The organism is Pseudomonas sp. 910_21 (genome assembly GCF_052850735.1).
Genome location: NZ_VXCY01000008.1, coordinates 1 through 23,193, shown reverse-complemented (window position 1 = coordinate 23,193; position 23,193 = coordinate 1). Strand labels below are relative to the sequence as shown.

The window sequence follows — 23,193 nt, the reverse complement described above, 5'->3', positions numbered from 1 at the left end:
CAGGGCGAGGCGCCTACCTGCGGTGGCGGGCGGGGAGGATCGCGAGGAAGTTGTCATGGGCCACCTGACGCGCCACATCCTCGGGCAAGGCATCGAGGAAGACATCGAAGCTGTGCAGCTCCCGCCCCAGCTTGTTGAACCGTCCCACCACATCCGACCCCAGCATGAAGCGCTCCGGGAAGCGCTCCACCAGCTGCAGCCACTCCTGGCGGGGCTCGCCCTGCTCATCCAGCAGATAGGGCGTGAGCAAGCTCCAGGACAGGTCTATGTAGAGATTCGGGTAGCTGTCCAGCAGCCGCGCCAGGGTGGGCAACAGAAACTCCAGGCGCACCTGATGACGATGGATCTCGGCGCTAGTGCCGGCATGGGCCCAGATGAAGCGCGTATGAGGATGGTTGCGCAACGGCTCTTCGATTTCTGCCAGGTACAGCGGGTTGCGTTCGCGCTTGGAGGTGATGTTGGAATGCAGCATGACCGGTAGATCGTTCTCCGCCGCCAGGTGATAGATCTTGGTCATCGCCTCGTTGTTGGCCCGTGGCGTGTCACCGGCAGTCAAAGCCGTGAGGTCGTCATGGCGGGTGAAGACTTCACCGATGCCCTGCCACAGGCCCGGATCAAGGTCGAGCATGCGTTGGATATGCGCCGCAGAGTTCTTGTCATTGGGATTGAAACCGGACAGGAAGGGATGAAAACGCTGACGCTGCTCAGGGGACAGTTGCTTCACCGCAGCCGCCACCAGCACATCGGTGGCGCTGTACCAATAGGCATCAGCATCGTCACCGGCGTAATAACGTGGACGCTTGGGTTCATCCTCGTGCCATTTCTTGGCCACCGGAATGCCGGAAATCATGACCTGTTCGATACGGTTGTCAGCCATGGCCTTGAGCAACGCATCCATGCCCGCGGTTTCCTGGAAGAAGTCCACGTAATGCATGTGAGCATCGCTGTAGCGGTAATCCCGTGCCTGGGCCGCCCCACAGGGCAGTTGCATCAGCAACACCCCAAGGCACGTTCCGTATAAATGATTCCAGTGCACCACAGCGTCTCCGAAGGGTTGAAGCCGGGTAGACCCTGCGCCGAGGCAGCAGGTTCAGAAAAAGGGGAACGCCTGTGCCTCCCCATGCTCTATAACTTCAGCACCTTTACAGCCTGATCCGATATTCATCACTGCCTGAGGTTTGCCATGACCATTACCGTCAATACCGAGTCCAGCGAAGGTTTCCGCCACAGCATCCAAGTGGATGACCATCAGTTGTTCACCGACCTGCCCCAGTACGCCGGGGGCGAAGGCACTGCACCAGAGCCCCACGACTACTTCGATGCCGCTCTGGGTGCCTGCAAGGCCCTGACCCTGAAGCTTTACGCGCAGAAAAAAAACATCCCGCTCACCGGAGTCACGGTGGAGCTCAAGCACGACAACAGCCAGGAGCAGCAAGGCAAATACGCCCTGCATGTAAAACTGACCCTCAAGGGCGTGCTCACTGACGCCCAGCGCGATGAGCTGCACCGGGTGGCCGACCGTTGCCCGATCCACAAACTGATGACCACCAGTGAAGTCAGCATCGAGACTCACCTCTCCGAAGGCGCCTTCAGCCAGTAGCGGCAAGGCTGGCACAAGCGGGTTATGCTCCCGGGCATAACCCGATCAGCCTGGTATCCGCCATGAATTCTCCCCTCGTGATCCGTCCCCGTATCGAGGACGTTGAAGGCCAGCCCATCCTCCGCCCCCTGCCTTCGGCGCAGTGCCGCAGCGTCGGGCCCTTCGTGTTCTTCGACCATATGCTGGCCACGCCCTACCCCGCCGGCAAAGGCATGAACATCCGCCAGCATCCGCATATCGGCCTCTCGACCCTGACCTACCTGTTCAGCGGACAGATCCAGCACAAGGACAGCCTGGGCTCGGATCAGATTGTCCAGGCCGGAGACGTCAGCTGGATGACGGCCGGCAGCGCCATCGCCCATGTCGAGCGCACCCCCGAGGCCTTGCTGGCCGAGGATTTCGAGATGCATGGATTGCAGGTCTGGCTGGCCTCGCCCAAGGAGCACGAGCAAGGCCCGGGGCATTACAGCCACCACCCGGCCGCTACGCTGCCGGTGAGCGCCAACCTCGGGGTGACAATCCGCATGATTGCCGGAACGGGTTTCTGCCTGGAGTCCCAGGTGCCGGTGCTCTCTCCCACCCTGTACGCCGAACTGCATTTGCAGACCGCTACCAGCCTGCTGATCCCTACCGAGCATCAACAACGCGCCCTGTATGTACTGGACGGCGAGGCACAACTGGATGGAGAAGCGATCAGCGCGCACTCGCTGGTGGTGTTGCCGGAGGGAGAAAGCGTGACCCTGTTCGCCGAGAGCGACTGTCACGCGGTACTGATCGGTGGCGCGCCCCTGGACGGGCCACGGCGGATCAACTGGAACTTCGTCGCCAGCGATCCGGCACGTATCGATGAAGCTCGCCAACGCTGGGCCGCCGGGGATTGGCCCCAGGTGCCGGGAGAAAGCGAGCGCATCGAATTGCCACCCGCCCGCCACTGATCGGTAGGGGCCGGCTTGCCGACGAACAGGCCCGTGAGTCTGGCGTTGCTACCACTGACGCCTTCGCTGGCAAGCCAGCGCCTACGGGATCAGGAGTCAGCCGCGGAAGACTTCGTCCAGCAAGTAATAGAAGTTGGCGAAGGCCCGCGCCGAGGTCTTGGCGTCGTACATCATCTTGCCCGGTACATTGGCGTGGGTATCGGTGAAGGAGTGCACCGCACCGCCATAGCTGACCAGTTGCCAGTCCACACCCGCCGCATCCATTTCCGCCTCGAAGGCCGGCAGTTGCTCCTTGGCGACCAAAGGATCAGCCGCGCCATGCAACACCAGCACCGAGCCCTTGATGTTCTTCGCGTCAGCAGGGTTGGGGGTGTCCAGAGTGCCGTGGAAGGAGGCCGCAGCTTTCACCGGCGCACCGCTGCGGGCCAGCTCCAGGGCGCAGCAGCCGCCAAAGCAGAAACCGAAGGTGGCCAGCTTCGAGCTGTCCACGGCAGCCTCGGTCTGGCTCTGCAAGGCGCTGAACGCCGCTTGCATGCGCTTGCGCAACAACGCCCGGTCATCCTTGAGAGGCATCATCGCTGCACCGGCCTGGTTGGCGTCGCTGGGACGTACCGCCTGCCCATACAGATCAGCAATCAGTACCACGTAGCCCTTGGCCGCCACCGCCTCGGCGATCTTCTGCGCACCGGCGCTGACACCCATCCAGTTAGGCGCCATCAGCAACCCCGGACGAGCGCCCTGGTGGGCGGCATCGAAGGCCAGTCGACCTTCATAGGGCTGGCCATCGATCTGATAGACCACGGAACGCACTGTGATTTGACTCATGACTCATCTTCTCCAGTAGGGGGACACCAGAATGAAAAAACCCGCCGAAGCGGGTTTTTCTTGCAACGTGGTTAAACCGACAGTTCAACCAGCAGCTTGTTCAGTCGGCGCACATAGGCCGCCGGGTCTTTCAAGCTGTCACCGGCCGCCAGGGCCGCCTGATCGAAGAGGATGTGCGACAGGTCGCCAAACCGTTCCTCGCTCTGCTCGCCGTCGAGTTTCTCGATCAGCGGATGGCTCGGGTTGAATTCGAAGATCGGCTTGGAGTCCGGAACCTTCTGCCCGCTGGCTTCAAGGATCTGGCGCATTTGCAGCCCCAGGTCCTGCTCGCCGATGGCCAGGATCGCCGGCGAATCGGTCAGGCGGTGGGAAACCCGTACTTCACTGACGCTCTCGCCCAGGGCGGTCTTGATCCGCTCAACCAGGCCTTCCTTGGTCTTGGCAACTTCCTCGGCAGCCTTCTTGTCCTCTTCCGAGTCCAGATTGCCCAGGTCCAGATCACCACGCGCCACGTCGACAAAGCTCTTGCCGTCGAATTCGTTGAGGTAGCTCATCAGCCACTCGTCGATACGGTCGGTGAGCAGCAGCACTTCGATGCCTTTCTTGCGGAAGACCTCCAGATGCGGACTGTTCTTCACCTGGGCGTAGGATTCGCCGGTGAGGAAGTAGATCTTGTCCTGACCTTCCTTGGCACGAGCCAGGTAGTCGGCCAGGGACACATTCTGCTCGCCGTCGTCGCCCTGGGTGGAGGCAAAGCGCAACAGACCGGCGATCTTCTCCTTGTTGGCGAAGTCTTCGGCCGGGCCTTCCTTCATCACCTGGCCGAAGTTCTTCCAGAAGCCCTTGTATTGCTCAGGCTCGTTCTTCGCCAGTTTTTCCAACATGTCGAGGACGCGCTTGGTCAGTGCCGATTTCATCGAATCGATGATCGGATCTTTCTGCAGAATTTCCCGCGAGACGTTCAGCGACAGGTCGTTGGAGTCCACCACGCCTTTGATGAAACGCAGGTACAGCGGCAGAAACGACTCAGCCTGATCCATGACGAATACGCGCTGCACGTAGAGCTTGAGGCCCTTCGGCGCTTCGCGCTGGTACAAGTCGAACGGTGCGCGCGCCGGAACATAAAGCAGTGAGCTGTATTCAAGCTTGCCTTCAACCTTGTTGTGGCTCCAGCTCACCGGGTTCTCGAAGTCATGGGCGATGTGCTTGTAGAACTCCTGGTATTCCTCGTCCTTGATCTCGGTACGCGGACGGGTCCACAGGGCACTGGCGCGGTTGACGGTTTCCCACTCCAGCGCAGGTTTCTCTTCGCCTTCAGCGGCAGCGGCTTCTTTGGGCAGCTCGATCGGCAGCGCGATGTGGTCGGAATACTTCTTGATGATGTTGCGCAGGCGCCAGCCATCGGCGAACTCGTCTTCACCGGACTTCAGGTGCAGAACGATGCGGGTGCCGCGCTCGGCCTTGTCGATGGTTGCAACTTCGAACTCGCCTTCGCCCTTGGACGACCAGTGCACGCCTTCGCTGGCGGGCAGACCGGCACGACGGCTGAACACTTCAACCTGGTCGGCAACGATGAACGCGGAGTAGAAACCCACGCCGAACTGACCGATCAGGTGCGAGTCCTTCTTCTGGTCACCGGTGAGGTTCTTCATGAAATCGGCGGTACCGGACTTGGCGATGGTCCCCAGGTGGGTGATCACATCTTCACGGCTCATGCCGATACCGTTGTCTTCGAGGGTGACGGTTTTCGCGTCCTTGTCGAAGCTCACACGGATTTTCAGTTCGGCGCCACCTTCCAGCAACTCAGGCTTGGACAGGGCTTCGAAGCGCAATTTGTCGACGGCGTCAGAGGCGTTCGAGATCAATTCGCGAAGGAAGATTTCCTTGTTGGAATACAGCGAATGGATCATGAGGTGCAGCAGTTGCTTCACCTCGGTCTGGAAGCCCAGGGTTTCCTTTTGAGTTTCCACACTCATGGTCATCAAACTCCAATCAGATGGCTGTGGCCGCGTTCCGGAAGCGGGGGGCGGCGGGATGACATGAAAGTGGGGGTCGCTCGCAGGATTTCAAGGGGCAAGACTCTCTTCGATCTTGAAATGTGCCCTGGCGGTAGCAATTGGCTCATCGGCGGTGCTCTGCCAGGCCGTGATCGCGACATTGGCCACCCTCCTCCCCTGCCGGCACACCTGACAGCGAGCGAAGGTGTCGCGAAACTGCCCGGCACGCAGGTAGTCCAGGGAAAAATCGATGATCTTCGGCACCCCGGGCGAGCCGGTGAGAATCAGCAAATGCAAGGCCGCCGCCAACTCCATGAAACCGGCGATCACCCCGCCGTGCAGGGCCGGCAGCAGGGGGTTGCCGATATTGTCCTTATTGGCCGGCAGGCGAAACAGCAGCTCATCGCCCAGTGGCGTGCACTCGATGCCGATCAATTTGGCGTAGGGAATCTGCTCCAGCAACGCGCTGTAATCGCCCTGCTGGCGAACCTGATTCAACAGCGCTTGCAGGTCCACGCTCATGCCCGCTCCCCCTTGAGGGAGCTGACGAACCCGCGGCTGCCCTTGAGACCTTTGCCCATGCGCATGAAGGTACCGACCACGTGCGCCACCGGGCGTTCGGGATCGTCCTGGTAGGCAAAGCCACGGGTGAAGATCACATCGGTGGTGACCCGGTAACACTGGGCAAAACCGTGCACATCGTGATGAGGCACTGCCGGATGCATATAGTCTATGCGCAGGTCCAGGGTCGGACACACCTCGAACTCCGGCAGCACGCACAAGGTAGCCATGCCACAGGCGCTGTCCATCAGCGTGGTCAGGGCACCGCCATGAATGATCCCGGTTTGCGGGTCACCGACAATCTGCGGGCTATAAGGCAAGGTCAGGGTCATGCCTTCTACAGAGGCGCTGTGCACCCTGATATCCAGCACCTGACAGTGGCGCAGGGCGGAAAGAAAGCGTGTCGCACGCTCGAAAATTGGGTTTTGCACCATGGCTTATGCCTCTTGTTATTGTCAGGAATGTGCATTGAATGAAGCAGACAAAAGTTCCGTGAAACGAATACTTAATATATCTGTGAGCCTCAAGGAACTTAAATCACAAGGCCATGATCGAAAGGCCAGTAGATATCTTCACTAAGGAGAAACACCCCATGCGTAAGACTTTAGCTATTGCCCTGATGCTGACCGCTTCCCTCGGTCTGGCTGCCTGCGACAAAAAATCCGAGGACAAAGCTCAAGATGCCAATCAACATGCTGAGCAAGCTCAACAAAAAATGAACGAAGCTCAGGATAAAGTGAACGAGGCAGCGAAAGAAAACGCCGAAGCCGCCAAAGATCAGGCTGAATCCAACAAGGCCGCTGCTGAAGAAAGCGCCAAGGAAGCAGCACCTAAAACCAACTAAGTCGGTTTTAGCGCAACACAAAAAAGCCCGCCAAGTGCGGGCTTTTTCTTGTCCGCAAAACAGCGGCTCGATACAACTGTGCTTAGTTGTCGAATATCTAACTAAGCACAATGAAGCTCAATATCCTGACTCCAGGAACAACTCGTCCTGACGCGGCTCTGCCTGCAACGGCTGTCGTGCCTCTCCATTGTCTGAAGACTCCAACGCATAGTGCAAGGAACTGGATGCGGGCAACAGCCTGATGGGAAAGTCGTAGTGGGCGGTAAAGGGTGCCAACCACTGGCGAGTCTGGTAATCGACCGCGGTGATTCTCATGTGGCAAGGGTGCGGAGTGTCCTGGGGCCCACGGCCGGCCAGCACCATCACCAGCTCCCAGTCGGTTGCCTGCTCGACCTGGAAGCGTCCGTCGTCGCCAGTCAGGAACTGCGCCCCACACAAGGCGCCCTTGGCCCCGGCGACTGGTCTGCCGCTCAATGCATCCACCACCTGGCCCCGCGCTTCGCCATTCAGATACAGGGTTTGCACCCGGCAGCCCGACAACAACATGAATGACAAGCACAGCCACATCAGGGCACGCGGATTGTTCATTGGCCAACTCCTTTTAACCGGGCAACAGATCAATCGATAAGTTCTCCCCACTCAAACTGCGTCTTTGGGGCTATCGGCCAAAGGCGGTTCTGTCGGGGTATAGACCATGACGTCAAGTACATCGGAATGAAACTCCCGCTGGTACAGGACAAATACCACGCCTGCACTCATCAGCATGAACAACCAGGGGCTGACGAACCAGGCCAGCATGGTCATGCCGAAATAGTAGGAACGCAGACCGAAGTTGAACTGGTTGGCCGCCATGGAAATCACCCGGGCTGCCCGCGAAGCAAACGCCTTGCGCTCCTGCTCAGAGACATGTCGCTCACCGATCATCGGCGCCGACCCCACCAAGACTGCGGCGAAGTTGTATTGGCGCATGCACCAACTGAACGTGAAAAAGGCATACACGAACACCAGCGCCAGGCACAGCAACTTGATCTCCGACATGCCCTGAGAGGCCTGCTGGACCATCGGAATGTCCGCCAGCAGCGACACCGCACGCTCCGATGCACCGAGCACAGTGAGGATGCCTGCCAGGATGATCAAGGTACTGGAGGCGAAGAACGAAGCGTTGCGTTCCAGGTTGCCGATCACACTGGCGTCGGCGATACGGTTGTCCCGCAGCAGCATGCGGCGCATCCAGTCCTCGCGGTACAGGTGCAGGACACTGGCCAGACAGGCCGTGTCCCGGCCCTTCCAGGAGGCGTAACGGGTATAGCCGCCCCAGCAGACGACGAACCATAGAGCGGCCAGTAGGTGAATCAGGTTGGCTTGGACGAACGACATGCAAATTCCTGTAAGGCGTTGGCAAAAGACAAGGACACTGCTTCGACGCCACGCCGAGGAAAAAGACACCGCCCAAGCCCCATAAAAAATGCCCCGTATCGATGGATACGGGGCATTGTTCTTGGCACTCAGGGACCGCTTGTGGCGGTCCCGATCCATCAGCGGCGGATCAAGCCAGGGCTTCGGCCGGCTTGCCCAGAATACGGTCGAAGATCACCGCAACCGCCAGGATGATCACCGAAGGCACCAGCCAGGCCAGACCTTGCTCGCTCAACGGCAGGTGGGACAGCTGGCTAGGCAAGCCATCGGCCAGGCCGGCCCCCTTGAGCGCATCGATCAGACCGAACACGAAAGACACCAGCATCACCGGACCAACGATGCGCCGCTGGTCCCGCCAGAAGTCTTTGCAGAAGCTCAGGGCTACCAGGGCAATGCACGGCGGATAGATGGCGGTCAGCACCGGGATCGAGAAGGCGATCAGCTTGGTGAGGCCAAGGTTCGACACCAACAGCGAGAAGACCGCGAGGATCACTACCAGAGTCTTATAGGACAATGGTGTTACCCGGCTGAAATACTCGGCGCAGGCACAGGTCAGGCCCACGGCGGTCACCAGGCAAGCCAGGGAGATCAGTACCGCGAGGAAACCGCTGCCCAGGGAGCCAAAGGTGTGTTGTACATAGGCATGCAACACCGCCGCGCCATTGGTGGCACCAGCAGCCACTTCATGGCTGCCCGAACCGAGACGGAACAGACTGACATAAACCAGCGCCAGGCCGACCCCGGCGATCAGGCCGGCGATCACCGCATAGCGAGTGATCAGTCGAGGCGATTCGACCCCGCGCGAACGAATGGCGTTAACGATGACGATGCCGAACACCAGCGCGCCCAGGGTATCCATGGTCAGGTAGCCATTGATGAAGCCCTGGGAGAATGGTGCAGCAACGTACTCGGGCGTGGCCTCGCCGATGGTGCCGGCCGGCAAGGCAAACGCGGCGATGCCCAGCACTGCCAGGGCAATGATTTTCAGCGGTGCCAGGAAACGGCCAACGGTATCCAGCAGACGGCCCGGATACAGGGAGATGAAGAACACCAACAGGAAGTAGGCCGAGCTGTAGAGGAACAGTGCCAGCGGGCTCTCGCCGGTCAGTGGCGCCAGGCCCACTTCGAAGGACACGGTGGCAGTGCGCGGGGTGGCGAACAAAGGCCCCACTGCCAGGTAGCAGACGGCGGCCAGCACACCACCGGCGACTCTACCGATAGGACTGCTCAGGGCATCCATCGCGCCCCCGACCTTGGCCAGGGCGACCACGGTGATCACTGGCAGACCGACCGCCGTGATCAGAAAACCCAGCGCCGCCATCCAGACATGGGGTCCGGACTGCAAACCGACGATAGGAGGGAAAATGATGTTGCCAGCCCCGACGAACAGGGCAAAAGTCATGAAGCCGAGTGCCAGAATGTCCTGGCCTTTCAACACTTTCATTAAGGAAATACCACACTACTGAATCGGAATTTAGAGAGGGATTTCCCTTATGGGTGAGGGAAATGCTGTCAATCCGTATAAGACTGACCCGTTTAGCGCGCAGTTACCTTGTGGGCAGCAGACGCAAAAAGAGGCGGGTAGCCTACCGAATCTCCAAGACGAACGCACCGGCGCAGTGCGAATTTTCTGATATGCGACATTGGGATGTCGCATTTTCGAAATTATATTTCCATCGGGCTTAATCCCATCCCCGCACACCGGCCGGCATGCTGGGAGCCGAACCGTATAGAAACCGAATTGGCTAAGCGCGGCTTGTGTAGGAGCTGGCTTTCCAGCGCAGCCCTCCCCCAAGGCTGCATCGGACCTGAAGGCTTTTCGCCGGCAAGCCGTCCCCTACGCCAGAAAGCACAAAGGCCACCCGAAGGTGGCCTTTGCTGGTTTTGCGTCAGCTAAGCGCGAGGCTTACTTGACAGCCCAACCGGTCAGCTCGGCCAGGGCCTTGCCGATGTCTGCCAGCGAACGCACGGTTTTTACACCTGCGTCTTGCAGAGCAGCGAATTTCTCGTCTGCAGTGCCTTTGCCGCCAGAGATGATTGCGCCAGCATGGCCCATGCGCTTGCCCGGAGGAGCAGTCACACCAGCGATGTAGGAAACAACCGGCTTGGTCACGTGAGCCTTGATGTAGGCAGCCGCTTCTTCTTCAGCCGAACCGCCGATCTCACCGATCATCACGATCGCTTCGGTCTTCGGGTCTTCCTGGAACAGCTTCAGGATGTCGATGAAGTTGGAACCTGGGATCGGGTCACCACCGATGCCGACGCAGGTGGACTGACCGAAACCGGCGTCAGTGGTCTGCTTCACAGCTTCGTAAGTCAGGGTGCCGGAACGGGAAACGATACCGACCTTGCCTGGCAAGTGAATGTGACCTGGCATGATGCCGATCTTGCATTCGCCTGGAGTGATCACGCCTGGGCAGTTAGGGCCGATCAGGGTAACACCCAGCTCGTCGCACTTAACTTTAGCGTCCAGCATGTCCAGGGTAGGAATGCCTTCGGTGATGCAGACGATCAGCTTGATGCCGCCGAAAGCAGCTTCCAGGATCGAGTCCTTGCAGAAAGGAGCCGGAACGTAGATCACGCTGGCGGTGGCGCCAGTGGCAGCTACAGCGTCTTTCACGGTGTTGAACACTGGCAGACCCAGGTGCTCGGTGCCGCCTTTGCCAGGAGTTACGCCACCAACCATCTTGGTGCCGTATTCGATGGCTTGCTGGGTGTGGAAACTACCTTGCGAACCGGTAATGCCCTGGCAGATAACTTTGGTGTCTTTATTGATCAGGACGCTCATTATTTGCCCTCCGCAGCTTTGACAACTTGTTGAGCAGCGTCGGTCAGGCTGGTAGCAGCGATGATGTTCAAGCCGCTTTCTGCCAGTACTTTAGCGCCCAGTTCAGCGTTGTTGCCTTCAAGGCGAACAACAACCGGGATTTTCACGCCGACTTCTTTCACGGCGCCGATGATGCCTTCGGCAATCATGTCGCAGCGAACGATGCCGCCGAAGATGTTGACCAGTACTGCAGCGACGTTGGTGTCGGACAGGATGATCTTGAAGGCTTCGGTCACACGCTCTTTGGTAGCACCACCGCCCACGTCGAGGAAGTTGGCTGGCTTACCGCCGTGCAGGTTGACGATGTCCATGGTACCCATGGCCAGGCCGGCACCGTTGACCATGCAGCCGATGTTGCCTTCCAGGGCTACGTAGTTCAGTTCGAACTTGGCAGCGTGCGCTTCGCGCGGATCGTCTTGCGACGGATCGTGGAAAGTCTTCAGCTTAGGCTGACGGTACATGGCGTTGGCGTCGATGTTGATCTTGGCGTCCAGGCAGTGCAGATCGCCGTCAGCCTTGATCACCAGCGGGTTCACTTCCAGCAGGGCCAGATCGTGATCCTGGAACAGTTTGGCCAGACCAACGAAGATCTTGGCGAACTGGGCAACTTGCTTGCCTTCCAGACCCAGCTGGAAAGCCAGCTCGCGACCCTGGAATGGCTGAGCGCCAACCAGTGGATCGATAGTGGCTTTCAGAATTTTTTCTGGAGTGTCGTGAGCGATTTTCTCGATGTCCACGCCACCTTCGGTGGAAGCCATGAACACGATGCGACGGCTCGAACGGTCAACGACAGCGCCCAGGTACAGCTCTTTAGCGATATCAGTGCACGATTCAACCAGGATCTTGGTGACAGGCTGGCCATTGGCATCAGTCTGATAGGTCACCAGACGCTTGCCCAACCACTGCTGAGCGAATGCCTTAGCGTCTTCTTTGCTGCGAACCAGCTTAACGCCGCCCGCTTTACCGCGACCACCGGCGTGAACCTGGGCTTTGACAACCCACTCGGAGCCGCCGATTTTGTCGCAAGCTTCTGCTGCTTCTTCCGGGGTGTCTACCGCGTAGCCTTTGGATACTGGCAGGCCGTATTCAGCGAACAGCTGCTTACCCTGATACTCGTGAAGATTCATGCTTTTTACCGTCTTCGTTAGGTACTGCGCATTCGGCGCTGCGCTCAAGATTGAGTGCCGCACCACCTGTGACCGCTACTCTCAAACCAGCGCCACACCTGAACCCGGAGCCTGGGCCCCGGTCCAGTGTGTGGCGCTACCCTGAGAGGTCGAGTCCAGCGGATATTCCGCGGTGAGTCTTGCGCACAAGGCTCACGACGGGCCAACCGCCGTGGTTTCTTATTATTGCTTAGCGTTTCTTGCGGTTGGCAATGTGGATGGCAGTGCCATTCACAGCCAGAGCTGCTTCGTGCAGGGCTTCGGACAGGGTCGGATGGGAGAAAACCATCATGCCCAGGTCTTCGGCGCTGGTGCCGAATTCCATGCCGATCGCACCTTGCTGAACCAGTTCCGCAGCGCTTGGGCCAATCACGTGGACGCCCAATACGCGGTCAGTCTTGGCATCGGCGATGACTTTGACGAAACCGCCGGTGTCGTTGGCTGCCATGGCACGGCCGCTGGCGGCAAACGGGAAGGTGCCGACGTTAACTTCAACGCCTTCAGCTTTCAAGGCCTGCTCGGTTTTACCGACCCATGCAATTTCCGGGTGAGTATAGATAACCGAAGGGATCAGGTCATAGTTCATCTGGGCTTTGTGGCCCTTGATGCGCTCGGCAACCATGATGCCCTCTTCCGAGGCCTTGTGAGCCAGCATCATGCCGCGCACCACGTCACCGATGGCGTAGACGCCCGGTACGGTAGTAGCGCAGTGATCGTCAACGTGCACAAAACCGCGCTCGTCGAGGGTCACGCCGCAGTCGGCGGCCAGCAGATCGGTGGTCACCGGACGGCGACCAACGGCTACGATCAGCTTGTCGAAAGTGATGGTCTGTTCGCCGTTGGCATCGGTGTAGGTCACTACGACTTCTTCGCCGTTGACCTTGGAGCCGGTCACGCGAGCGCCCAGCTTGATGTCCAGACCCTGTTTGGTCAGGGTTTTCAGCGCTTCCTTGGAGACAGCGGCATCAGCGGCCATCAGGAAGGTGTCGAGGGCTTCCAGGACGGTCACTTGCGCGCCCAGGCGCGACCAGACCGAACCCAGCTCCAGACCGATCACGCCAGCGCCGATCACGCCCAGACGTTTTGGTACGGATTGGAATTCCAGAGCGCCGGTGGAGTCGACGATGACATTCTGATCGACCGGAGCCGGTGGAATGTCGATTGGACGTGAGCCTGGAGCCAGGATGACGTTTTCGGCTTCGATGACTTCAACCGAACCGTCAGCCTTGGTGACTTCGACTTTCTTGCCAGCCAGCAGTTTGCCGTGGCCCTGAATCGAGGTGACGCCGTTGGCTTTGAACAGGGTGGCAACACCGCTGGTCAGGCCTTTGACGATGTTGGCCTTGCGACCCACCATGGCCGGTACGTCCATGGTCACGCCAGCATGGTTGATGCCGTGGATGGCAAAACCGTCCTGGGCTTCGTGGAATTTCCAGGAGCTGTCCAGCAGCGCCTTGGAAGGAATGCAACCGACGTTCAGACAAGTACCACCGAGGGCCAGCTTGCCCTCTTTATCGGTGTACTTCTCGATGCAAGCGGTGGTGAAACCGAGTTGTGCGGCCTTGATTGCGGCGACATAACCGCCTGGGCCCGCGCCAATCACTACCACGTCGAATTTCTGAGTCATAAAAAGGTTCCTTTTAACGGCAAGCTAGAAGCCGCAAGCCGCAAGCTGGAGCCTCCGGCCCTGAGGGCCCGAGGCGAATCGCTTACAGCTTGCAGCTGCTTTTTAGATGTCCAGGAGCAGACGCGCTGGGTCTTCCAGCAGGTTCTTGATGGTCACCAGGAACGTCACGGCTTCTTTACCGTCGATCAGACGGTGATCGTAGGACAGCGCCAGGTACATCATCGGACGGATTACCACCTGACCGTTGATTGCCATAGGACGTTGCAGGATGTTGTGCATGCCCAGGATCGCTGCTTGCGGCGGGTTAACGATCGGGGTCGACATCATCGAACCGAAGGTACCACCGTTGGTGATGGTGAAAGTACCACCTGTCATCTCTTCCATCGACAGCTTGCCGTCGCGGGCCTTCTTGCCGAAGGTGGCGATGCCGCCTTCGATTTCAGCCAGGCTCATCAGTTCGGCGTTGCGCAGAACCGGAACCACCAGGCCACGGTCGCTGGACACCGCAACACCGATGTCGGCGTAGCCGTGGTAGACGATGTCGGAACCGTCGATCGAAGCGTTGACCGCAGGGAAACGCTTCAGCGCTTCGGTGGCAGCCTTGACGAAGAACGACATGAAGCCCAGGCGTACGCCGTTGTGGGACTTCTCGAACAGGTCCTTGTACTTCGAACGCAGGGCCATGACTTCGGTCATGTCGACTTCGTTGAAGGTGGTCAGCATTGCCATGTTCGATTGAGCTTCAACCAGACGCTCGGCAACCTTGGCACGCAGGCGTGTCATAGGTACGCGCTTCTCGACGCGATCGCCGGCAGCGAAGACTGGAGCAGCAGCGGCTGGAGCCGGAGCCTTGGCAGGCGCGGCAGCCGGAGCGGCTTTCTTGGCGGCAACAGCAGCCACCACGTCTTCCTTGGTCACACGACCGCCTTTGCCGGTGCCGGCAACGGAAGCGATGTTGATGCCGTTCTCTTCAGCCAGCTTGCGCGCGGCTGGAGCAGCGATTGGATCGTCTTCGCCTTCAGCGGCAGCGGGGGCAGCAGCAGCGGCCGGAGCGGCAGCAGCAGGAGCAGCGGCAGCAGCTGCGCCTTCAACGATGGAGCCCAGAACTTCGTCGGACAGAACGGTGTCGCCTTCGTTCTTGACGATAGCGCCCAATACGCCGTCAGCGGTGGCCAGAACTTCCAGCACAACCTTGTCAGTCTCGATGTCGACGATCAGTTCGTCGCGCTTGACGGCCTCGCCCGGTTGTTTGTGCCAGGTGGCAACGGTGCCATCGGCAACCGATTCCGGGAAAGTGGGGGCTTTGATCTCGATAGCCATTATCTGTGGTTCCTTAAATTCGGTTTCAGGTGCGCGAAGGCGTTAAACAGTGAAGGCATCTTGCAGCAGTTTTTCCTGCTGCTCAGCGTGCATCGATGCGTAACCACAAGCTGGGGCAGCAGAAGCGTCACGGCCCGCGTACTCGAGTACGAGCGACTTGTTGTGACCGCTGATGATGCGACGCATGTGATGCTGGCTGCAGTACCAGGCACCCTGGTTCATCGGCTCTTCCTGACACCAAACGATGTGTTTGAGGTTTTTGTACGGAGCCAGGACTTCGATCAGGTCGTCCTCAGGGAATGGGTACAGTTGCTCGATACGCACGATAGCGATGTCGTCACGACCTTCGGCACGGCGTTTTTCCAACAGGTCGTAGTAGACCTTGCCGCTACACAGAACGATGCGACCCACGTCTTTCGGATCCTGGGCATCGATTTCCGGAATAACGGTCTGGAACGAACCTTCCGCCAGATCTTCCAGGGTCGAGATGGCCAGTTTATGACGCAGCAGCGACTTCGGTGTCAGCACGACCAGAGGCTTGCGCAGCGGACGAATCACCTGACGGCGCAGCAAGTGGTAGATCTGAGCCGGCGTGGTCGGTACGCACACCTGGATGTTGTGCTCGGCGCACAGCTGCAGGTAACGCTCCAGACGAGCCGAGGAGTGCTCAGGGCCCTGACCTTCATAACCGTGTGGCAGCAGCATGGTCAGACCGCAGAGACGGCCCCACTTGTGCTCGCCGCTGGTGATGAACTGGTCGATCACCACTTGGGCACCGTTGGCGAAGTCGCCGAACTGGGCTTCCCAGATCACCAGCGCGTTAGGCGTGGTGGTCGAGTAGCCGTATTCGAATGCCAGTACCGCTTCTTCCGAGAGGAAGGAGTCGTACAGGTCGAAGCGCGGCTGACCGTCGAACAGGTGCTGCAGCGGGATGTAGGTGCTGGCATCTTTCTGGTTGTGCAAAACCGCGTGGCGGTGCGAGAAAGTACCGCGGCCGATGTCCTGGCCGGTCATGCGGATCGGGTGACCTTCGAACGCCAGGGTCGCGTACGCCATGGTTTCGGCGTAACCCCAGTTGATCGGCAGGCCGCCGGCTTGCATTTTCTGACGGTCTTCGTAGATCTTCGCGACCTGACGCTGAACCACGAAGCCTTCTGGCAGCTCCAGCAGCTTGGCGGACAGTTCCTGCAGGGTCTTGAGATCGAAGGTGGTGTCGTGACGTGCGGTCCAGGTGTGGCCCAGGTACGGGCGCCAGTCCACGAACAACTCTTTGTTCGGTTCCTTGACCAGGCTCTTCACTACGTGCAGACCGTTGTCCAGCGCATTGCGGTATTCGTCGACTTTCGCCTGAACACGCTCTGCGTCGAGCACACCGCTCTGGGTCAGACGATCGGCATACAGCTCACGGGTGGTGCGCTGCTTGGTGATCTGCTGATACATCAGAGGCTGGGTGCCGCTCGGCTCGTCGGCCTCGTTGTGGCCGCGACGACGGTAGCAGACCAGGTCGATTACCACGTCGCGCTTGTACTGCATGCGGTAGTCGATGGCCAGCTGGGTCACGAACAACACGGCTTCCGGATCATCACCATTCACATGGAGGATCGGCGCCTGGATCATCTTCGCAACGTCGGTAGCGTACTCGGTGGAACGCGAGTCCAGCGGGTTGCTGATGGTGAAACCAACCTGATTGTTGATCACGATGTGCACAGTGCCGCCGGTACGGAAACCGCGGGTCTGGGACATCTGGAAGGTTTCCATCACCACGCCCTGACCGGCAAATGCCGCGTCACCGTGGATCGAGATCGGCAGAACCTTGTCGCCGGTCTGGTCGTTGCGACGATCCTGACGGGCGCGCACCGAACCTTCGACCACTGGCGAAACGATTTCCAGGTGGGACGGGTTGAACGCCATGGCCAGGTGAACTTCACCGCCGGCAGTCATCACGTTGGACGAGAAGCCCTGGTGATACTTAACGTCACCGGAACCCAGCTCGACCTTCTTCTTGCCTTCGAACTCGTCGAACAACTCGCGCGGGTTCTTGCCGAAAGTGTTGACCAGCACGTTGAGACGGCCACGGTGGGCCATGCCGATCACGACTTCCTTGGTGCCGTAGGAACCGGAACGCTGGATCAGTTCGTCGAGCATCGGAATCAGGCTCTCGCCGCCTTCCAGACCGAAACGCTTGGTGCCCGGGTATTTGGTACCCAGGTATTTTTCCAGGCCTTCGCCGGCGGTGACGCGCTCGAGCAGGTGGCTCTTGATGTCGGCGGAATAGGTCGGACGGCCGCGTACGCTTTCCAGACGCTGCTGGAACCACTGACGCTGCTCGGAATCGGTGATGTGCGTGAATTCAGCGCCGATGGTGCGGCAATATGTCTGCTGCAACGCTTCGTGAATTTCGCGTAGGCTCGCTTCCTCTTTGCCGATGAACAGGTCGCCGGCACGGAAGGTCGTATCAAGATCGGCATTGGTCAAGCCGTAATGATTGATCGACAGGTCTGCAGGTGCAGGACGCTGCCACAGCCCCAGCGGGTCCAGCTGGGCTGCCTGGTGGCCACGCATCCGATAGGCCTGGATCAATCGCAGCACTTCAACTTGCTTCTTCTCGTGCTCACTGCTCACGCTCCCGGCGGATACCGGTTGGGCGCGGCGCTGGTTCTTTGCCAGCAAGACGAAATGATCGCGAATTGTCGAGTGCGAAACATCGATGGCAGTGCTGCCGTCGGTAGGCAACTTCTGAAAGTAAGTGCGCCACTCTTCTGGCACAGCGTTAGGGTCGTGCAGGTAGAGCTCGTAGAGCTCTTCCACATAGGCAGCGTTACTACCGGATAGGTAGGCGCTGTTCCACATGCGCTGCATCACGCTTTCTTGCATGCTTGGTCACCCTCGGTTAGGGGAACACCACCGGCGAAGACACCGAGCAAGCTTGCAGAAGTCCGAATGCAGCGACCAAAACAAGCCACTTAGGATCACGCTGATAGTCCGGGTACCAGCCCGGATGCCCCTGCTTGTCTCATTTCTTCAAAAATAAGAGCAGCCACTTTGTGAGCTGCTGCTCAGGTTAGAGCCATGACGCGGGTTGAAGCCCGCGCCTTGGCTTTTACGGGTACAGCGGTCCTACGGGTACAACAGCTGAATCACACGCCACTCTGCAGCAACATGTTACGAATGTGACCGATGGCCTTAGTCGGGTTCAGACCCTTCGGACAAACGTTGACGCAGTTCATGATCCCCCGGCAGCGGAATACGCTGAACGGGTCATCCAGGGAAGCCAGACGCTCGGACGTCTTGGTATCACGGCTGTCTGCCAGGAAGCGATAGGCTTGCAGCAGAGCAGCTGGACCCAGGAACTTGTCCGGGTTCCACCAGAAGGACGGGCAAGAGGTCGAGCAGCAAGCGCACAGGATGCACTCGTACAGACCGTCAAGCTTCTCGCGCTCTTCCGGAGACTGCAGACGCTCGATGGCCGGAGCCGGCGTATCGTTCTGCAGGAATGGCTTCACCTTCTCGTATTGCTTGTAGAAGATGCTCATATCGACGACCAGGTCACGGATAACCGGCAGACCTGGCAGCGGACGAACAACCAGCTTGTTCTTCTTGACCACGGCGGACAGCGGCGTGATGCACGCCAGGCCGTTCTTGCCGTTGATGTTCATGCCATCGGAACCGCAAACGCCTTCACGGCAGGAACGACGATAGGAGAAACCCTCGTCCTGCTCTTTGATCAGCGCCAACACGTCCAGCACCATCAAGTCCTTGCCACCGGTGTCGACCTGGAAAACCTGGGTTTTCGGAGCCGAGTCGGTGTCAGGGTTGTAACGATAAACTTCAACTTGCAACATATCGATCACCCTTTAGTAAGTCCGGACTTTTGGTTCGAAAGTCGGAACAGTCTTCGGCGAGAAGTTGACCGCACGCTTGGCAACGCGCTTCTCACCCGGGAAGTACAGGGTGTGGCACAGCCAGTTTTCGTCGTCACGGTCTTCAAAGTCTTCACGGGCGTGAGCGCCGCGAGACTCTTTACGCACTTCGGCAGCGATGGCAGTGGCTTCAGCCACTTCCAGCAGGTTCTGCAGCTCAAGTGCTTCGATACGCGCAGTGTTGAAAGCTTGAGACTTGTCGTTGATCTTGACGTTGGCGATACGCTCGCGCAGCTCAGCCAGCTGAGCAATACCCTTCTGCATGTATTCGCCGGTACGGAATACACCGAAGTAGTTCTGCATGCAGTTCTGCAGCTCGCGGCGCAGGGTTGCGACGTCTTCACCGGTGGTGCGCTCATTGAGCTTGGCGAGGCGGTTCAGAGCAACGTCGACGTCAGTGTCGCTGGCATCGCGGTATTCGATACCGTCGGTCAGCGCTTTTTCCAGGTGCAGGCCAGCTGCACGACCGAACACCACCAGGTCCAGCAGCGAGTTGCCGCCCAGACGGTTGGCGCCGTGAACCGATACGCAAGCCACTTCACCCACTGCGAACAGGCCAGGGATGATGGTGTCTTCGCCAGCAGCGTTCTGAGTGATCGCCTGACCATGAATGTTGGTGGCGACGCCGCCCATCATGTAGTGGCAGGTTGGAACGACCGGAACCGGAGCAACGACCGGGTCAACGTGTGCAAAGGTCTTGGACAGTTCGCAGATACCAGGCAGGCGGCTGTGCAGCACTTCCTCACCCAGGTGATCGAGCTTGAGCATCACGTGATCGCCATTCGGACCACAGCCGTTGCCGGCGATGATTTCCTTGACCATGGAGCGCGCTACAACGTCGCGACCAGCCAGGTCTTTGGCGTTCGGGGCATAACGCTCCATGAAACGCTCGCCGTGCTTGTTGATCAGGTAACCGCCTTCACCGCGGCAGCCTTCAGTAACCAGTACACCGGCGCCGGCGATGCCGGTCGGGTGGAACTGCCACATTTCGATGTCTTGCACAGGAACGCCGGCACGCAGCGCCATGCCTACACCGTCACCGGTGTTGATCAGCGCGTTGGTGGTGGAAGCGTAGATACGACCAGCACCGCCGGTAGCCAGAACGGTGGCCTTGGAGCGGATGTAGGTGGTTTCGCCGGTTTCGATGCAGATAGCGATCACGCCGACAAAGGCGCCGTCCTGGTTCTTGACCAGATCAACCGCGTACCACTCGTTGAGGAACGTGGTACCGGCTTTCAGGTTGCCCTGATAAAGGGTGTGCAGCAGCGCGTGACCGGTACGGTCGGAAGCTGCGCAGGTACGAGCAGCCTGGCCGCCCTTACCGTAATCCTTGGATTGACCACCGAAAGGACGCTGATAGATACGACCGGTTTCGGTACGGGAGAACGGCAGACCCATGTGGTCCAGCTCGAAGACCGCAGCCGGGCCTTCCTGACACATGTATTCGATAGCGTCCTGGTCACCGATGTAGTCGGAGCCCTTGACGGTATCGTACATGTGCCAGCGCCAGTCATCGTTCGGGTCCGCCGAGGCGATCGCGCAAGTGATGCCGCCCTGGGCAGACACAGTGTGCGAACGGGTCGGGAACACCTTGGTGATCACTGCAGTCTTGTGGCCGCCCTGGGCCAGCTGCAGCGCGGCACGCATGCCGGCGCCGCCGCCGCCAATGATGATGGCGTCGAAAGAAATGGTTGGAATGTTAGCCATGAATCAGATACCCCAGAGAATCTGCACACCCCAGACGAAGTAAGCGAACATCGCAACGCCGCATACTGCCTGGAAAAGGAAACGTACTGCTGTCGCCGACTTGCCCAGCGCCATCGGCGTCAGGTAGTCAGTCGAGATGGTCCACATGCCGACCCAGGCGTGAGCGCCCAGGGCCACCATGGCCAGCAGACTGAAGATACGCATCCAGTTGTTTGCGAACAGGCCATGCCACTGGGTGTAGTCAATGCCCGGATTCGCTACGAGGTATCCAATCAGGAAAATGAAATAAGCCGCGAGAACGACCGCAGACACACGCTGTGCCATCCAGTCATAAAGGCCCGAACGCGACAGGTTCGTAACGCTGGTTACCATATCCAAACTCCCGCCAGAACGATTACCACCACGGATACGGCGATAACGATTTTCGAGCCCAGCTTGCCGCCTTCCAGCGTCTCACCGATGCCCATGTCCATAATCAGATGGCGTACACCGGCCACCAAGTGATACAGCAAGGCGGACAGGAGGCCCCATGCAACGAATTTGGCCAGCGGACTGGTCAAGCACGCCTTCACCTCGGCATAGCCTTCCTCGGAGCCCAGGGATTTGCTCAATGCGTAAAGCATGATGCCGATGCCCAGGAAGAGGATGATGCCGGAAACACGGTGAAGAAACGACGTAACGCCGGTGATGGGGAGTTTGATGGTCCTTAGGTCTAGGTTTACAGGTCGTTGGCTATTCACGGCTTTTTTCACACTGAAGAGCCCCTAACAATCAGGGCAAAGTTGTTGGGGAGTGCACTGGTCAGGTAACCACTACCCAGGGAGTGCGACCCCCAATAAAGCGGGCCCAGAAGCCTACGGAGGTCGGTGGCCGAGTATAGACAGTTAGGCTACTAATGACAACGCAAACACCTTCCCCTAATAGCTGATTGCGTTAGCCTTATAAAAGGCGTAAATGGCAGTGAATTTCGCTAAAAAATCCCTCCCAAAGCCTTCTGGGACAAGACTTTAGGCAAATTGACATTCAGATTTATCTCACTATAGTGGTGCGGGCCCTGCGTGGGGGGTCTGTCTGATGATTTCAAGCATAAATAGGAGGCCACATGGCTGACAAAAAAGCGCAGTTGATCATCGAGGGCGCAGCCCCCGTCGAGCTGCCCATTTTAACCGGCACCGTTGGTCCCGATGTAATTGATGTTCGGGGCCTGACGGCCACGGGCCGCTTCACTTTTGACCCGGGTTTCATGTCGACCGCCTCCTGCGAGTCGAAAATCACCTATATCGACGGCGACAACGGCATTCTGTTGCACCGCGGCTACCCGATCGAACAACTGGCTGAAAAGTCGGACTATCTGGAAACCTGCTACCTGCTGCTCAACGGTGAATTGCCCACCGCCGAACAGAAAGCCCAGTTCGTCAGCACCGTGAAGAACCACACCATGGTTCACGAGCAGTTGAAGAGCTTCTTCAACGGTTTCCGCCGCGACGCCCACCCAATGGCGGTGATGTGCGGCGTAGTGGGTGCACTCTCGGCGTTCTACCACGACTCCCTGGACATCAATAACCCGCAGCATCGCGAAATCTCCGCTGTGCGCCTGGTAGCCAAGATGCCGACCCTGGCAGCGATGGTTTACAAGTACTCCATGGGTCAGCCGATGATGTATCCGCGCAACGACCTGTCGTACGCGGAAAACTTCCTGCACATGATGTTCAACACCCCGTGCGAGATCAAACCGATCAGCCCGGTGCTGGCCAAGGCAATGGACCGGATCTTCATCCTCCACGCCGACCACGAACAGAACGCCTCGACTTCCACCGTACGCCTTGCCGGCTCTTCGGGTGCCAACCCGTTCGCCTGTATCGCTGCCGGTATCGCCGCGCTCTGGGGCCCTGCCCACGGCGGTGCCAACGAAGCCGTGCTGACCATGCTCGACGAAATTGGCGATGTATCGAACATCGACAAGTTCATCGCCAAGGCCAAGGACAAGAACGATCCGTTCAAACTCATGGGCTTCGGCCACCGCGTGTATAAAAACCGCGACCCGCGCGCCACCGTGATGAAGCAGACCTGCGACGAAGTCCTGAAAGAACTGGGCATCAACAACGATCCTCAGCTCGAACTGGCCATGCGCCTGGAAGAAATCGCCCTGACCGATCCGTACTTCATCGAACGCTCCCTGTACCCGAACGTCGACTTCTACTCGGGGATCATCCTCAAGGCGATCGGCATTCCGACCAGCATGTTCACCGTGATCTTCGCCCTGGCGCGTACCGTCGGCTGGATCTCCCACTGGAAAGAAATGCTCTCCAGCCCTTACAAGATCGGCCGTCCTCGTCAGCTGTACACCGGCTACGAATCGCGCGACATCACCAAGCTGGAAGACCGCAAGTAAGACCTGCCTTGCGCACACGTCTTAGCTGCACCGGATACGGAGTCTAATAAGGGACG

General features: G+C 58.9%; 21 protein-coding genes. 4 read left to right on the top strand and 17 right to left on the bottom strand.

Annotation, left to right across the window (positions count from 1 at the left end; translation table 11 throughout):
* Positions 1 to 13: 13 nt before the first annotated feature.
* Positions 14 to 991, bottom strand: a complete 978-nt coding sequence (locus tag FW796_RS23505; RefSeq protein WP_404938748.1) for an amidohydrolase family protein — start codon at positions 989 to 991, stop codon at positions 14 to 16.
* A gap of 192 nt (positions 992 to 1,183) precedes the next feature.
* Between FW796_RS23505 and FW796_RS23500 the strand changes: the two genes are divergently transcribed.
* Positions 1,184 to 1,600, top strand: coding sequence for an OsmC family protein (locus FW796_RS23500; RefSeq protein WP_346631938.1), 417 nt, complete (start codon positions 1,184 to 1,186; stop codon positions 1,598 to 1,600).
* A 62-nt stretch (positions 1,601 to 1,662) separates the two neighbouring features.
* Positions 1,663 to 2,535, top strand: a complete 873-nt coding sequence (locus FW796_RS23495) for a pirin family protein (protein ID WP_404938746.1) — start codon at positions 1,663 to 1,665, stop codon at positions 2,533 to 2,535.
* A 96-nt stretch (positions 2,536 to 2,631) separates the two neighbouring features.
* On the opposite strand, the gene FW796_RS23490 is transcribed toward FW796_RS23495, so the two are convergent.
* From FW796_RS23490 to FW796_RS23475, 4 genes are all read right to left on the bottom strand, one after another.
* Complete coding sequence (locus FW796_RS23490) at positions 2,632 to 3,360, bottom strand: dienelactone hydrolase family protein (RefSeq protein WP_446440146.1); 729 nt, start codon at positions 3,358 to 3,360, stop codon at positions 2,632 to 2,634.
* 71 nt (positions 3,361 to 3,431) lie between these two features.
* On the bottom strand, positions 3,432 to 5,336 hold the full coding sequence (gene htpG / locus FW796_RS23485) for a molecular chaperone HtpG (RefSeq protein WP_446440145.1): 1,905 nt from the start codon (positions 5,334 to 5,336) through the stop codon (positions 3,432 to 3,434).
* 90 nt (positions 5,337 to 5,426) lie between these two features.
* Complete coding sequence (locus FW796_RS23480; protein ID WP_346631942.1) at positions 5,427 to 5,879, bottom strand: PaaI family thioesterase; 453 nt, start codon at positions 5,877 to 5,879, stop codon at positions 5,427 to 5,429.
* The gene (locus FW796_RS23475) at positions 5,876 to 6,352 is read right to left on the bottom strand and encodes a PaaI family thioesterase (RefSeq protein ID WP_446440144.1); all 477 of its coding nucleotides are present in this window, start codon (positions 6,350 to 6,352) and stop codon (positions 5,876 to 5,878) included. Before FW796_RS23475 ends, FW796_RS23480 begins: the two co-directional genes overlap by 4 nt.
* 158 nt (positions 6,353 to 6,510) lie before the next feature.
* On the opposite strand from FW796_RS23475, the gene FW796_RS23470 reads away from it, so the two are divergent.
* Positions 6,511 to 6,762 (top strand): hypothetical protein, encoded by a 252-nt coding sequence (locus tag FW796_RS23470; RefSeq protein ID WP_016968094.1) that lies wholly within the window; start codon positions 6,511 to 6,513, stop codon positions 6,760 to 6,762.
* Between the two features lie 117 nt (positions 6,763 to 6,879).
* On the opposite strand, the gene FW796_RS23465 is transcribed toward FW796_RS23470, so the two are convergent.
* The 12 genes from FW796_RS23465 to sdhC form a co-directional block, all read right to left on the bottom strand.
* On the bottom strand, positions 6,880 to 7,350 hold the full coding sequence (locus tag FW796_RS23465; RefSeq protein WP_446440143.1) for a hypothetical protein: 471 nt from the start codon (positions 7,348 to 7,350) through the stop codon (positions 6,880 to 6,882).
* Positions 7,351 to 7,401: 51 nt separating this feature from the next.
* The gene (locus tag FW796_RS23460) at positions 7,402 to 8,139 is read right to left on the bottom strand and encodes a DUF599 domain-containing protein (protein ID WP_346631945.1); all 738 of its coding nucleotides are present in this window, start codon (positions 8,137 to 8,139) and stop codon (positions 7,402 to 7,404) included.
* A 169-nt stretch (positions 8,140 to 8,308) separates the two neighbouring features.
* Positions 8,309 to 9,622 (bottom strand): branched-chain amino acid transport system II carrier protein, encoded by a 1,314-nt coding sequence (brnQ, locus tag FW796_RS23455; protein ID WP_446440142.1) that lies wholly within the window; start codon positions 9,620 to 9,622, stop codon positions 8,309 to 8,311.
* 462 nt (positions 9,623 to 10,084) lie between these two features.
* Positions 10,085 to 10,966, bottom strand: coding sequence for a succinate--CoA ligase subunit alpha (gene sucD / locus FW796_RS23450; RefSeq protein ID WP_003223019.1), 882 nt, complete (start codon positions 10,964 to 10,966; stop codon positions 10,085 to 10,087).
* Positions 10,966 to 12,132, bottom strand: a complete 1,167-nt coding sequence (gene sucC, locus FW796_RS23445) for an ADP-forming succinate--CoA ligase subunit beta (RefSeq protein WP_009047768.1) — start codon at positions 12,130 to 12,132, stop codon at positions 10,966 to 10,968. The genes sucD and sucC overlap by 1 nt, the downstream gene beginning before the upstream one ends.
* A gap of 229 nt (positions 12,133 to 12,361) precedes the next feature.
* Entirely contained in the window at positions 12,362 to 13,798 is a 1,437-nt protein-coding gene (gene lpdA, locus FW796_RS23440; RefSeq protein WP_346631947.1) for a dihydrolipoyl dehydrogenase, read from the bottom strand.
* A gap of 102 nt (positions 13,799 to 13,900) precedes the next feature.
* Positions 13,901 to 15,118, bottom strand: a complete 1,218-nt coding sequence (gene odhB, locus FW796_RS23435; protein ID WP_446440141.1) for a 2-oxoglutarate dehydrogenase complex dihydrolipoyllysine-residue succinyltransferase — start codon at positions 15,116 to 15,118, stop codon at positions 13,901 to 13,903.
* A 42-nt stretch (positions 15,119 to 15,160) separates the two neighbouring features.
* On the bottom strand, positions 15,161 to 17,992 hold the full coding sequence (locus tag FW796_RS23430) for a 2-oxoglutarate dehydrogenase E1 component (protein ID WP_346631949.1): 2,832 nt from the start codon (positions 17,990 to 17,992) through the stop codon (positions 15,161 to 15,163).
* 263 nt (positions 17,993 to 18,255) lie between these two features.
* On the bottom strand, positions 18,256 to 18,960 hold the full coding sequence (locus tag FW796_RS23425; protein WP_011060051.1) for a succinate dehydrogenase iron-sulfur subunit: 705 nt from the start codon (positions 18,958 to 18,960) through the stop codon (positions 18,256 to 18,258).
* 12 nt (positions 18,961 to 18,972) lie between these two features.
* The gene (gene sdhA, locus FW796_RS23420; protein WP_102878886.1) at positions 18,973 to 20,745 is read right to left on the bottom strand and encodes a succinate dehydrogenase flavoprotein subunit; all 1,773 of its coding nucleotides are present in this window, start codon (positions 20,743 to 20,745) and stop codon (positions 18,973 to 18,975) included.
* Between the two features lie 3 nt (positions 20,746 to 20,748).
* Positions 20,749 to 21,117 carry a succinate dehydrogenase, hydrophobic membrane anchor protein gene (gene sdhD / locus FW796_RS23415; protein WP_011060049.1) on the bottom strand — a complete coding sequence of 123 codons (369 nt, stop codon included), beginning with the start codon at positions 21,115 to 21,117 and terminating at the stop codon, positions 20,749 to 20,751.
* Entirely contained in the window at positions 21,111 to 21,497 is a 387-nt protein-coding gene (gene sdhC, locus FW796_RS23410) for a succinate dehydrogenase, cytochrome b556 subunit (protein WP_015634665.1), read from the bottom strand. Before sdhC ends, sdhD begins: the two co-directional genes overlap by 7 nt.
* A gap of 350 nt (positions 21,498 to 21,847) precedes the next feature.
* Here sdhC and gltA point away from each other — a divergent pair, with 350 nt between their 5' ends.
* On the top strand, positions 21,848 to 23,137 hold the full coding sequence (gene gltA / locus FW796_RS23405; protein ID WP_011060047.1) for a citrate synthase: 1,290 nt from the start codon (positions 21,848 to 21,850) through the stop codon (positions 23,135 to 23,137).
* Positions 23,138 to 23,193 lie beyond the last annotated feature (56 nt).